The organism is Kosakonia sp. YIM B13571, assembly GCF_042788095.1.
Lineage (GTDB): Bacteria > Pseudomonadota > Gammaproteobacteria > Enterobacterales > Enterobacteriaceae > Kosakonia > Kosakonia quasisacchari.
The window spans coordinates 117,569-130,048 of sequence record NZ_JBHZPL010000007.1; the positions used below are offsets into that span (position 1 = coordinate 117,569).

Consider the following 12,480-nt stretch of genomic DNA (forward strand, 5'->3'; position numbering starts at 1 on the left):
TTCTTTCCTTACTTCAGCGGCGAGTGGCGACGTTCAATGCCGTAACGTTCGATCTCTTTGTAGGGCACGGTTGTCGATTTACGCTTGCGCACATCCACCAGCGTCACGCGGTCGGTACACGAATAGCAGGGATCGAGGCTGCCGATAATCAGCGGCGCATCGGAAACGGTATTGCCGCGCAGCATATAGCGCAGTACCGGCCAGTTGGCGTAAGTCGCCGCGCGGCAGCGCCAGCGGTAAAGCTTCTGGTTGTCGCCGAGCATGCTCCAGTGGACATCTTCGCCGCGCGGCGCTTCCACATAGCCGAGCGCGAATTTGTGTGGCTGATAGCTGAACCCTTCGGTCAGCAGCGGCGTATCCGGCAGGTTATCAAGGGCAAACTCAATCATCGCCAGCGAGTCGAACACCTCTTTCACCCGCACCATGAGGCGTGAAAAGACGTCGCCATCCGGCCAGGTAAACAGCGTTTTCGGCAGGTTGCCGTAATCGGCGTACGGATGATCGAAACGTAGATCGCGGGCGAAACCGCTGCCACGGATCAGCGGCCCAACCGGGCTGAAATCGCGCGCTATCTGGCGGTCAAGAATGCCCACACCCTGGGTGCGCTGCGCCATATTGGGGGTGGAAAGCAGCATATCGACCAATTGCGCCACTTCCGCGCGCATCTCTTTCACCAGTTGGATGGTTTTGACGCGCTGCTCTTTCAGAATGTCGCGGCGGATGCCGCCAATCAGATTCAGACCGTAGGTTTTGCGCGAACCGGTGAGCAATTCAGCCATGGTCATCGATTTCTCGCGGATGCGGAAAAACTGCATGAAACCGGTATCAAAACCGACAAAGTGGCTGGAAAGACCAATGTTCAGCAAATGGCTGTGCAGCCGTTCCACTTCCAGTAGCACCGAACGAATGGTGTGTGCCCGCTGCGGCACCACAATGCCGAGCGCATTTTCCACCGACGTGGTGTAAGCCACGCTGTGGGCAAAACCGCAGATGCCGCAAACCCGGTCCGAAAGGAATGTCACTTCGTTGTAGCCCATGCGGGTTTCCGCCAGCTTTTCCATGCCGCGATGGACATAGAACAAACGGTAATCGGCATCGACAATCCGTTCGCCATCCACAAATAAGCGGAAGTGCCCCGGTTCATCCGAGGTGATGTGCAGCGGGCCGATCGGCACAATGCGCGCCGAATTACCGCCATCGTTGATAAAGGTGTAGTTTTCCGTGTCGCTGGTTGGCTCCGGGCGCAGGCGGTAATCCATGGTGTCTTTGCGCAGAGGGTGCAGATCGTCCGGCCAGTCATCCGGCAGCACCAGGCGGCGCTGATCCGGCAAGCCGACCGGGATCAGACCGTACATATCACGGATCTCACGTTCGCCCCATACGGCGGCAGGTACGCGCGGCGTCACCGACGGGAATTCGCGCGTGTCGGCATCGACCAGCGCTTTCACCACAATCCAGCACTTTTCCGCACCTTCCATCGACAGCGCGTAGTAGACCGCGTAATGGCCATTGAGGGTGCGCTCATCGTTGCCGAAGAGAACCGGTAACCAGCCGTCATGCTGGTAATAGAGGTAGTGCACAATGTCCGGCAACAGATTGATTTTGACCGTTATAGTGACTTGTTCGAAGGTCTGGCGCTCCTCGTCCAGCACCGCGCCGGGAAACTGCGCCTTCAATGCAGCAAGACAGGCGTTGCCGCGAGGTTGCTGGAGATTCACGCTTGCTAAATAACTCACTTTCACTCTCCCTGACGATGCGACGGCGTGGCCGATGCGGCGGTGGTATCAAAATTGGCCCACAGCCAGCTAAGCTGCGTGGGATGATCATCATTGTTTTGCTGCACGATGGTGGCGGCGCTGGCCAGTAACCGGCTGACCGGCTGAGGAATATGCGTACCCATCACCAGCATCATCACCAGCAGAATCACCATCGGCACGGTAGTGAGCCAGCCCAGCTCGCCGGTTGCCACCTGTTGCGGCGGCGTGGCAAACAGCACTTTCGCCACCATGCGCACCAGCCCGCCGAGCACCAGCGTCAGTAACACCAGCAGCAGGATCGTGACGGCGAGATGTTCCGCCGCCAGTCCGGCGGTAACGGTCATAAACTCACTGAGGAAAATATTGAACGGTGGCATACCGCCCAGCGCCAGCGCGCCGCCGCCCAGCAGCACAGCGGTAAACGGCATCACTTTCAGCATGCCGCACACCACATCCATATTGCGGGTGCCGTACTTCAGCAGCACATTGCCGGAGCCGCAGAACAGCAGCGTTTTCGCCAGGCTGTGATTGAGCGTGTGCAGCAGCGCCGCCAGAATACCGAGCGGGCCGCCGATACCGAGCGCAACAGCTACCAGCCCCATGTTTTCCACACTGGAGTAAGCCAGCAGGCGTTTCATATCCTGCTGCACCAGAATGAAGAATGCGGCGACGCCCACCGACAGCAGGCCAAAAATCAGCAGTAGCCGGTTGGGGAAGCTGTCGCCAATGGCGTGGCAAATAATGATGTAGTAGCGAATCAGCACCAACAGTGCGCAGTTGAGCAGCACCGCCGAGAGCAGGGCGCTCACCGGGCTGGGCGCTTCGCTGTGCGCGTCCGGCAGCCAGGCGTGCATCGGGAACAGCCCGGTTTTGGTACCAAAACCAATCAGCACAAATACAAACGCCAGTACCATCAGCGTCGGGTCGAGCTGACCGCTCTCTTTCAGCACTTCGGTCCAGAAAATGGCGTGATCCGGTTGTGCCATAAAGCTGGCGGCATTGGCGTACACCAGTACCGTACCGAACAGGCCAAACGCCACGCCGACGGTACAGATAATGATGTATTTCCATGCCGCTTCCAGCGACGAGCGCTGCCCGTAAATACCGACCAGAAAAGCGGAGCTCAGCGTGGTGGCTTCAATCGCCGCCCACATCACAATCAGGTTATTGCTGGTGACCACCAGCAGCATGGTGAACAAGAACAGGTGAAAAAAACCGTAGTAATAACACAACGTCGGTACGCTGATTTCACCGTGATCGACTTCATGGCGCATATAACCAATCGAGTAGAGGCCGGTGATAAAACCGATTATCCCTAGCAGCGACAGGAACAGCCCGCTCAGGCTGTCGATATGCAACCAGCGGCTGGCGGCGAAAATTTCCCCTTCGCGCACCGCTTCTGCGACTGTCCACAGGGCGATAACCAGTAGCAGGGAAATCCCCAGCGTATGCACCACCGTAACCAGCGTGCGCGCTGCATTGCCGCTCAGGCGGCAGGCGAAGCACAGCGCAGAAACCAGCAGCGGCGTCAGCAGTAACAACGTGAACATCAAGGTATGACTCATGGTGTTACCCCTTCAGTGCTGTCAGCGTGTTGACATCCAGCGTGCCATGAGTGCGCCAGATTTTCCGTGCCAGCAGCACCATCACAATCACCGCGAAAATGGCGTCGGTGGCGATGCCAATCTCCACCAGCTCCGGCGCACGCCAGGCGAGCAGCGCCAGCACTAAATGCGAGCCGTTTTCCATCAGGCAGTAGCCGAAGATTTGCCGCAAAATATTGCGTTGGCTGATAATGCACAGCAGACCTAGCAGGAAGTGACCAAGCGCAACGGCGAGTGCCGGTTTTAGCTGCGCGATCATCGGTAATTGCACCGGGCGCACCACAAACCAGCACAACAGCACAATTGCCGCCGCCATCAGCACCAGCGTTGCCGGGCCAAACAGCCGCTCCCCAACGCCGGATTGCGCCATCTTGCGAAAGGCGTAGCCCATGATCAGCGGCACCAGCAGCACTTTGGTGAAGAACGCGCTGAACGACCACATCAGCAGCTGTTTGGCATCCAGCAACTGCGACAGGGTAAAAAAGATAGAGACCAGCACCAGCGATTGCAGGGCATACAACCAGCAGGAGACGGAGTAGCGTCTGGCGCAGGTGACCAGCAGAGAGGTGAACATCATCAGCCCCGCCAGATTGTTAACAAGCAGTGTTCCCGTCATTATCGACTCCCTTATCCAAGCCACGCCGCAGCAATCACGCTTGAGCACAGCGACATCACAATCAGAATCACTAGCACCAGTTTCATCGCGTACGGCAGCGGTGCGGCCTGTGCCACTTCTTCGCTCGGCTCACCTGGCACCACGCGCCCGAACCAGTAAATAAACCAGCCGAAGCTGGCGACGGATTCCACCAGCGCCAGAATCATCACCGCCAGTAAAATCGGGTCGTCATTCGACAGGGCAAACCCGGCGGCGAAGAGGGGAAATTTACTGAAGAAACCGTTAAATGGCGGCACGCCGGTGATCGCCAGTGCGGCAACGCAAAAGCCAATGCCCGCCAGCGGCAATGTCTTCATCACCCCGCGCAAGCGCGGCAGCAGGCGAGTACCGCAGCTGTAACTCAGTGCGCCCGCGACGAGGAAAAACAGGCTCTTGGCAAAGGCGTGGTTGAAGATGTAAACAATCCCCGCTTTGAAGGCCAGCGGCGAGCCGAAGGTCGAGAGCGACAGCGCAAGAAAGATCCACGCCAGTTGCGAGATGGTCGACCAGGCCAGCAGCCGTTTCATGTCTTTCTGCGGCAGGTACATCAAAAAACCATACACCAGCGTTAACGTCGCCATGCCCACGCCAATCCAGCCAATGGTGTGAGGGATGTGTCCGCCTTCGGCGATAGCGCGGGCAAAAATGTAGACCCCCACTTTCACCATTGACGCGGCGTGTAAGTAAGCACTCACCGGGGTTGGTGCTTCCATCGCATCCGGCAGCCAGGCTTGCAACGGCAACTGGGCGGATTTGCCCCACGCGGCAAACAGAATGCCGCCATAAACCAGATACGCCGCCGGGCCTTGTAGCTGACTGATGGCGCTCAGCGCAAAAGTGTGGGTATGCAAAAACAGCGTGGCCGCCGCCAGATACAGGCCAAGCGAACCGACGTGGGTGATAAGTAGCGCTTTCATCGCCGCGCGCTGGGATTTTTCGCTCTGGTAATAGCTAATCAACGCCCAGGAACAGCCGCCGGTGATCTCGAAAAACAGCAGTTGCCCGAGCAGCGTGGAGGAGAGCACTAAACCGGACATCGCACCGATAAACACCAGCAGAAACGCGTAATAACGGTTGCTGCCGTCATGCGGATGCTCGCGGTTGTCGCGCGTCAGGTAACCGGTCGAATAGAGCGCCACCAGCAGGCCAAGAAACACCACCGCAAACAGGATCAGGGTGCTGATGCGGTCGACTAACAGACCAAACAGCACCACCTGGCCCGCCGCCAGCAGCGGCATGTCCGCAGTTTCACTGCCTGCCTGGTAAAAACGCCAGGCCAGCAACACGGTGGCAAGCGTTGCCAGAAGCGCGAAGAGCGTGGCAAGCTGCGGCGCGGTTTTCCGTGGGCAAAGCGAGACGACCAGCGCGCCGATAAAGGGCAGCAGCAGTGTCGTCAGAGCAAGAGTTTCCATTATTTTTCCGCGCTCCTTACAAACCGGTTAGCCAGAGGACATAGGACAGCGCAGCCAGACTGAAGCCGAGCCAGGTCAGGCGGTGCGTCAGCAAAAAGCGCCCGCGCGCCAGCGAGTTTTCCACCACCGACGACAGCACAAACACCACCAACAGTTTCAGTAGCGTCATCACCAGTGACAGCGCCATTGCGCCCACACTGAGCGTGACGGCGTTGCCGAAGGGGAAAAACAGCGCGAGGAACAGCGAGGCCATCACCACCTGCTTCAGACCGACGCCCCATTTCACCAGCGCCAGACCCGCGCCGGAGTATTCGGTCAGCGGACCTTCCTGCAGTTCCTGCTCCGCTTCTGCTACGTCGAACGGGATTTTGCCCATCTCAATAAAACAGGCGAACCCGCAAGCCAGCATTGCCAGTAGCGTGGCGACTGGTGACATCCAGCCCGCCGCCAGTGTGTTGCTGATGGCGCTGATTTGGGTGGAACCCGCCAGTAACGCCAGCACCAGCAGCGAAAGGATTAGCATCGGTTCAACCAGAATCCCCAGCGTCAGCTCGCGGCTGGCACCGAGACCAGAGAAGGGGCTGCCGGTATCCAGCCCGGAGAGGGCAAAGAAGAAGCGGAACAGGGCAAAGAGGTAAATCAGGGTGATTAAATCGCCCGCCCCGGCAAACGGCGCGGTGCGGATAAACAGCGGCAGCGTCATCGCCACCAGCAGCATGCTGCTGAGCAATACCCATGGCATGGTGCGGAACATCAAGCCAGACGAAGCTGGTGCAACAGCCTGGCGTTTTAGCAGCTTTTGTAAGTCGCGGTAATCCTGCCAGATCCCCGGCCCTTTTCGGGAGTGCATGCGGGCACGGATTTGCCGGGAAACGCCGGTAAACAGGGGCGTCAGCGCCAGCAATAGGGCTGCCTGGCAGAGGGCAAACACCCCAAGTGACCACGCAGAAGTCTGTTCTAACATTGTTGTCTCCTCCTCACAGCGCGATCGTCAGCAGCAGGATCACCAGCGCGGCAATCACATACAGGCAGTAGAGCCGGAAATCGCCGCTTTGCAGGTACTGCACCACGCGAGCCACGCGCTGCGTCGCGCTGACCAGCGGGCGAATGATTTTGTCGTCCCAGAACGGCTCCGTGCGCATTGCCGCCTGCGTAATACCGCCGAGGCTGCGCTGTAAAGGTTGTGCTGGATCGAGCTGTTTACGCAGCTGGTAAAGCGGGCCGAACATCACGCGCAATGGCTGGGTAAAACTGCCTGCGGAAGGCGCCATGCCTTTTTCCCACGCGTAGCCGCAGGCCCAGGCATCGCCGCTGCGACGAAACGCACCGCGCGTCTGGCGGTTGAGAAACCACAGCATGCCGGGCAGCAAGGGCAAAAGCAGTAACAGCAGGAACACGGTGGAAGGCGTCAGCATCGCTTGCTGCGCATCACCGGGGATAAGCGTTGCGCCTTCGGCGGCGGCAAGCGCTGCTGGTGGCGTTAAGCTCAGCGCGATATGCATTAACTGCGGGGCAACCCAGCTTGCGCCTACGCCGAGCGCCACGCACAGCAATGCCAGCACGGACATGGCGGCAACCATCGGCCACGGCACTTCGCGCGCCTGGTCGGCTTTTTTACTGCGGGCATTGCCGCAAAAACTGACGCCGTAAACTTTCACAAAACACATCGCCGCCAGCGCGCCGGTGATCGCCAGCATCACAATGGCAATGGGGCCAGCGAGGCGCGGGATGATCGCGTCGATACGGGTCAGGGAGAACAACGACTGATAGGTGTACCACTCGCTGATAAAGCCGTTCAGTGGCGGCATCGCGGAAATGGCGAGGCAACCCACCAGAAACGCGCCTGCTGTCCACGGCATCCGTTTGCCGAGCGCGCCCATTTGTTCCATATCGCGGGTATGCAGACGAAAGATGATCGCGCCTGCGCCCAGAAACAGCAGGCCTTTAAACAGCGCGTGGTTAAGCAGATGGAACAGCGCGCCGAGCAGGCCGACAGCGGCAATCACCGGTTGATGTAAGGCGATGCCCGCCATGCCAACACCGACGCCCAGCAAAATGATGCCGATGTTCTCGACGGTATGCCATGCCAACAGGCGTTTGATGTCGTGCTCAGCCAGCGCGTACAGCACGCCAAGCACCGACGACACTGCGCCAAACGCCAGCACCACTACGCCCCACCACAATGGAATCCCGCTGTGACCGAGCAGGTCGATACCGACTTTGATGATGCCGAAGATACCGATTTTCACCATCACGCCGGACATCAGCGCCGACGCGTGCGAGGGCGCAGCCGGGTGGGCGCGCGGCAGCCAACTGTGCAGCGGCAACATCCCGGCTTTGGCACCAAAGCCGAAGAAGGCCAGCAGGAAGACCGCCGACGCGGTGCCTGGATCAAGCGTGAGTGTGCGGAAGCTGGCGAAATCGAGGCTGCCGCTCTGCCGCCACATCAGGAAGAAGGCGATCATAATCAGTACCGACCCGGCATGGGCGATAAAGAAGTAGAGCATCCCGGCGCGGATCGACTCTTCATCCTGCTCAGTGATAACCAAAAACCACGAGGCGAGGGACATCATTTCAAACAGCACGATGAACCAGAACGCGTTATCCATCACCACCAGGCCAACCATCGAGGCGATAAACAGGTTCATAAAGAAGCCCATTGCCCCGGCGCCTTTGCCGATGTATTCCCGCACATACGCCAGCGAATAGAGCCCACACAGCGTTACCAGCAGTGAGATAACCAGCACCATAAAGGCACTCAGGTTATCCATACGCACCACGAAATGGGCGAAATCAAAAGGACCGATGGCTTGAAAATTCAGCGGCACACCGCCGTGCAATGCGCTCAGGGCGCTGGCGATCCCTAGCACGCCGCCGAGCATGGCGGCGATCCCGGCGACGTTGATCGCCAGTTCCTGCCTGCGGGCAAGCAGCAATGAAAAGACGCCTCCGGCGACGTACACCACGATTGACCACATCAATAATTGCAGGGCATCCATTAGCGTTGCTCCGGCGTAGAGGAAAGAGGAGGGAAGGTCACATCGGTTGAACTTAGCGCTGCCAGCTCCCGACGGGCTTTGAGCTGTTTATGCATCGTACTTTCGGTTTCCAGATGCAGCGCGTTAGTCGGGCAGGCGCGTACGCAGGCTGGCCCTTCGGGCAGGAAGTCGCAGAGATCGCATTTCACCGCGATGGTTTGCACTCCCGCGTTCCAGCTTAAAAACGGATGCGCGTTGGGCGCGCTGCCGGGCACATCGCGCAGGTGTTCTTCGGCAATGTGGTGCTCGTAACGGGCGGGAATATTGAGCGGGCGGCTGCCGGCGGGCGTGATCGCCCCGAACGGACACACCAGCCCACACAGTTTGCAGCCAATGCACAGCGTTTCGTTGAGATAAACGGCATCATCCTGAAACGAAATGGCATTGACCGGACACACCTGTTTGCACGGCGCATCGTCACAGTGGCGGCACAGTATCGGCGCGGTTTTGGTGGGTGTGCGCACGAGTGTTAGCCGGGGATGGTGCTGCAATCCCTGGCTTTTATGCACATCCGAGCAGGCGGCAAGGCAGGTATTGCATCCTATACACCACTCGGGATCGGCAATCACAAAGCGGTTCATTTCGGCTCCCTGGAATCGAGGTAAGAACATTGAGCCTGCTTTAGCATAAGATGTGCCAAAGTTATAAGTTATTATTTTTCAGTTGGTTATGTGATTTTCGGGAACGGAGGGCGAACAAAAGTGATGGTCAGCGCAGAACAAAAAACAAGCTATCGGCACAAGTGTCGACATGGCGGTGTGAAGTGTGATCGCGGTCAAATATTGGCAGGGAGAAGGCAAAGGAAAGGGCGTACCCGAACGGGCCGCCCTGAGAAAAGGTGTGTTGCTGTCAGGCGTTTTCTTTCAGCCAGTTAACCACGATGTCGTGATGATTGCTGGTTTTGAAGTCATCAAACACATGTTCAACTTTGCCGTCAGCGTCCACGAGGAAACTGATACGGTGGATGCCGTCGTAGGTTTTCCCCATAAAGGTTTTTTCACCCCAGACACCAAACTGCTCGCAGACCTGATGGTCTTCATCAGAGAGCAGCGTAAAGTTGAGCAGCTCTTTTTCGGCAAAGCGGGAAAGTTTCTCTGGTTTGTCGGTGCTGATACCCAGCACTTCCACACCCGCTTTCTTTAACTCATCCATGTTATCGCGCAGGCCGCAGGCCTGGACAGTACAGCCTGGTGTCATGGCTTTCGGGTAGAAATAGACCAGTACACGCTGTCCCTGGAAGTCGGCCAAATTTACTTGTTCACCGTCTTGATCGGGCAAGCTAAATTTCGGTGCGATATCACCGGCTTTCAGTGGATTCATTACTTAACTCCATCCTGTTCATCATGCTGGGAATAGTTGACGATGTTTATACTGCCTTGCGCATTCAATTCTGTACATAGGGCTTTGAACGCCTGCTCAATATTTGACGCGTCCTGTGACGCGGGGCTATGAGCGGTTATCTGGATAAATAGCGTTGGCGCAACGGCAAGGTTGCCGGGCTGCGTACGGGAGACCAACTCCGCAATATTCATTTCGTGTGCGTCAAAAAGCGCAGTAAAACGCTCAATCAGGTGGGGAGAATCGGGGACTTCAACCTGCACCCACACGGTCGCTGGCATATCAGGACGCGGACGGGCGCCGGTGCGCTTCATCACTATCAACAAATCCAGCTCGGCACCTTTCAGCGGCAAAGTCGATTCAATAAGCGTGATAGCGTTCCACGAACCCGAAAGCAGCATTATAAATGTGAACTCTTCCCCCAGCATCGCCAGACGGCTATCTTCGATATTACAGCCGCAACTGCTGACGTGGCGTGTGATCGTGTTCACAATGCCAGGCCTGTCGGCCCCCAGCGCAGTGATAACCAAAAAGTGTTGTGATGAGGTTGTCAAACCTGAGCTTCCTGTCAAACATGAGGTAATCATAAGGAAAGCATAAAAAAAACCGGCATACAACCGCCACAGGGCCTCAGGTCTCTTGCTTTTCTGACGGCACCGCACGTACCATTGAGAATCTTGTTCGCACAGAGGATGGCCCATGTTCACGGGAAGTATTGTCGCGCTTATCACGCCGATGGATTCGCAAGGTAAAGTCTGCCGGTCAAGCCTGAAAAAACTGATTGATTACCATGTCGCCAACGGAACCACGGCGATCGTTTCGGTAGGAACTACCGGTGAATCCGCTACGCTGAGCCATGATGAGCATGCCGACGTGGTGAAGATGACGGTTGAACTGGCCGACGGGCGCATCCCTGTGATTGCCGGGACGGGGGCGAACGCTACCGCAGAAGCCATCAGCCTGACCCAGTGTTTCAACGATAGCGGTGTGGTGGGTTGCCTGACCGTTACGCCTTATTATAACCGCCCGACCCAGGAAGGGCTGTTCCAGCACTTTAAAGCCATCGCCGAACATACTGACCTGCCGCAAATTCTGTATAATGTGCCGTCGCGTACTGGCTGCGATATGCTGCCGGAAACCGTAGGCCGTCTGGCGAAAATTAAAAATATTATCGGTATTAAGGAAGCGACCGGGAACTTAAGTCGTGTTCACCAGATCAAAGAGCTGGTTTCAGATGACTTTATCCTGCTGAGCGGCGACGATGCCACTGCGCTGGACTTTATGCAGCTCGGCGGTGACGGTGTGATTTCCGTTACCAGCAACGTGGCGGCGCGCGATATGGCTGACATGTGCAAACTGGCGGCCCAGGGGAATTACGCCGAAGCACGCGTAATCAACCAGCGTTTGATGCCGTTACACAACAAACTATTTGTCGAACCCAATCCTATCCCAGTCAAATGGGCATGTATGGAGTTGGGGCTTGTAGCAACCGATACGCTGCGTTTGCCGATGACGCCAATCACTGACCACGGTCGTGAAGTTGTCCGCACTGCGCTTAAGCATGCCGGTCTGCTGTAAAGTTTAGGGAGATTTGATGGCTTACTCAGTACAGAAGTCGCGCCTGGCGAAGGTAGCGGGTGTTTCACTTGTGATGTTGCTCGCCGCCTGTAGTTCCGATTCACGTTACAAGCGTCAGGTTAGCGGTGACGAATCCTATCTGGATGCGGCTCCGCTTGCTGAACTTCACGCGCCCGCAGGGATGATCCTCCCGGTGCAAAACGGTGATTACACCATCCCTGTTGCTAACGGCAGCGGCGCGGTAGGTAAAGCGCTGGACATTCGTCCGCCGGCTCAGCCGCTGGCGCTGGTGAGCGGTGCGCGCACCCAGTTTACCGGTGACACCGCGACGCTGATGGTCGAAAACGGTCGCAACAGCACGCTGTGGCCGCAGGTCGTCAGCATTCTTCAGGGGAAAAACTACAGTATCGACAAACGTGACGATGCCACGCAGACCCTGACCACCGGTTGGGTTGACTGGAACCGTCTGGATGAAGATCAGCAGTATCGTGGTCGTTATCAAATCTCGGTGAAACCGCAGGGGTATCAGCAGGCGGTTGTCGTCAAGCTGGTGAATCTGGAACAGGCGGGCAAACCGGTAGCGGACGCCGCGTCGTTGCAGCGTTACAGCACTGAAATGCTGAACGTGATCTCGTCCGGTCTGGATAAAACCGCAACTGACGCGCAAAGCGCGGCGGAAAACCGTAGCGTCTCTACGCTGAACGTCCAGAGTGCCGCCGATGATACCGGTCTGCCGATGCTGGTGGTGCGTGGTCCGTTTAACGTCGTGTGGCAGCGCCTGCCGTCCGTGCTGGAAAAAGTGGGCATGAAAGTGACCGACAGCACCCGCTCAACGGGCAGTATTGCAGTGACCTACAAGCCGTTGTCCGACAGCAGCTGGCAGGAACTGGGCGCGCGCGATCCGGGTCTGGCCTCGGGTGACTATAAACTGCAGGTCGGCGATCTGGATAACCGCAGCAGCCTCCAGTTCATCGATCCGAAAGGTCATACGTTGACACAATCGCAGAACGACGCGTTAGTCGCAGCCTTCCAGGCGGCGTTTAACCGATAATCCTCAGGGCCGGATCTTCCGGCCTTTTTTTATTATGGTGACGCAAA

General features: G+C 57.5%; 11 protein-coding genes. 2 read left to right on the top strand and 9 right to left on the bottom strand.

Annotated elements, in window-relative coordinates; genetic code table 11:
* Positions 1 to 8: 8 nt before the first annotated feature.
* From ACFX4O_RS16865 to ACFX4O_RS16905, 9 genes are all read right to left on the bottom strand, one after another.
* Entirely contained in the window at positions 9 to 1,718 is a 1,710-nt protein-coding gene (locus ACFX4O_RS16865) for an NADH-quinone oxidoreductase subunit C (protein WP_131406937.1), read from the bottom strand.
* Positions 1,719 to 1,738: 20 nt separating this feature from the next.
* Positions 1,739 to 3,322 (bottom strand): hydrogenase 4 subunit F, encoded by a 1,584-nt coding sequence (gene hyfF / locus ACFX4O_RS16870; protein WP_131406548.1) that lies wholly within the window; start codon positions 3,320 to 3,322, stop codon positions 1,739 to 1,741.
* Positions 3,323 to 3,326: 4 nt separating this feature from the next.
* Positions 3,327 to 3,977, bottom strand: a complete 651-nt coding sequence (hyfE, locus tag ACFX4O_RS16875; RefSeq protein WP_097400293.1) for a hydrogenase 4 membrane subunit — start codon at positions 3,975 to 3,977, stop codon at positions 3,327 to 3,329.
* An 11-nt stretch (positions 3,978 to 3,988) separates the two neighbouring features.
* Positions 3,989 to 5,428 carry a hydrogenase 4 subunit D gene (locus ACFX4O_RS16880; RefSeq protein ID WP_380209962.1) on the bottom strand — a complete coding sequence of 480 codons (1,440 nt, stop codon included), beginning with the start codon at positions 5,426 to 5,428 and terminating at the stop codon, positions 3,989 to 3,991.
* A 16-nt stretch (positions 5,429 to 5,444) separates the two neighbouring features.
* Positions 5,445 to 6,392, bottom strand: a complete 948-nt coding sequence (locus ACFX4O_RS16885) for a respiratory chain complex I subunit 1 family protein (protein WP_380209964.1) — start codon at positions 6,390 to 6,392, stop codon at positions 5,445 to 5,447.
* A gap of 13 nt (positions 6,393 to 6,405) precedes the next feature.
* Positions 6,406 to 8,427 carry a hydrogenase 4 subunit B gene (gene hyfB / locus ACFX4O_RS16890; RefSeq protein WP_380209966.1) on the bottom strand — a complete coding sequence of 674 codons (2,022 nt, stop codon included), beginning with the start codon at positions 8,425 to 8,427 and terminating at the stop codon, positions 6,406 to 6,408.
* Positions 8,427 to 9,047, bottom strand: a complete 621-nt coding sequence (locus ACFX4O_RS16895; RefSeq protein ID WP_131406556.1) for a 4Fe-4S dicluster domain-containing protein — start codon at positions 9,045 to 9,047, stop codon at positions 8,427 to 8,429. Before ACFX4O_RS16895 ends, hyfB begins: the two co-directional genes overlap by 1 nt.
* Positions 9,048 to 9,315: 268 nt before the next feature.
* A complete protein-coding gene (gene bcp, locus ACFX4O_RS16900) occupies positions 9,316 to 9,786 on the bottom strand; it encodes a thioredoxin-dependent thiol peroxidase (RefSeq protein ID WP_020454679.1) in 471 nt (156 codons plus the stop codon).
* Positions 9,786 to 10,358, bottom strand: a complete 573-nt coding sequence (locus ACFX4O_RS16905) for a glycine cleavage system transcriptional repressor (protein WP_380209968.1) — start codon at positions 10,356 to 10,358, stop codon at positions 9,786 to 9,788. The genes bcp and ACFX4O_RS16905 overlap by 1 nt, the downstream gene beginning before the upstream one ends.
* 145 nt (positions 10,359 to 10,503) lie before the next feature.
* Between ACFX4O_RS16905 and dapA the strand changes: the two genes are divergently transcribed.
* Both dapA and bamC read left to right on the top strand, forming a co-directional pair.
* The gene (dapA, locus tag ACFX4O_RS16910) at positions 10,504 to 11,382 is read left to right on the top strand and encodes a 4-hydroxy-tetrahydrodipicolinate synthase (RefSeq protein ID WP_131406558.1); all 879 of its coding nucleotides are present in this window, start codon (positions 10,504 to 10,506) and stop codon (positions 11,380 to 11,382) included.
* Between the two features lie 16 nt (positions 11,383 to 11,398).
* Positions 11,399 to 12,433 (top strand): outer membrane protein assembly factor BamC, encoded by a 1,035-nt coding sequence (gene bamC, locus ACFX4O_RS16915; RefSeq protein ID WP_131406560.1) that lies wholly within the window; start codon positions 11,399 to 11,401, stop codon positions 12,431 to 12,433.
* Positions 12,434 to 12,480 lie beyond the last annotated feature (47 nt).

Coding starts and splice junctions, on each gene's coding strand:
- ACFX4O_RS16895 (WP_131406556.1), bottom strand. CDS start 9,047: ATGAACCGCTTTGTGATTGCCGATCCCGAGTGGTGTATAGGATGCAAT.
- ACFX4O_RS16880 (WP_380209962.1), bottom strand. CDS start 5,428: ATGGAAACTCTTGCTCTGACGACACTGCTGCTGCCCTTTATCGGCGCG.
- hyfF (WP_131406548.1), bottom strand. CDS start 3,322: ATGAGTCATACCTTGATGTTCACGTTGTTACTGCTGACGCCGCTGCTG.
- ACFX4O_RS16885 (WP_380209964.1), bottom strand. CDS start 6,392: ATGTTAGAACAGACTTCTGCGTGGTCACTTGGGGTGTTTGCCCTCTGC.
- bcp (WP_020454679.1), bottom strand. CDS start 9,786: ATGAATCCACTGAAAGCCGGTGATATCGCACCGAAATTTAGCTTGCCC.
- dapA (WP_131406558.1), top strand. CDS start 10,504: ATGTTCACGGGAAGTATTGTCGCGCTTATCACGCCGATGGATTCGCAA.
- hyfB (WP_380209966.1), bottom strand. CDS start 8,427: ATGGATGCCCTGCAATTATTGATGTGGTCAATCGTGGTGTACGTCGCC.
- hyfE (WP_097400293.1), bottom strand. CDS start 3,977: ATGACGGGAACACTGCTTGTTAACAATCTGGCGGGGCTGATGATGTTC.
- bamC (WP_131406560.1), top strand. CDS start 11,399: ATGGCTTACTCAGTACAGAAGTCGCGCCTGGCGAAGGTAGCGGGTGTT.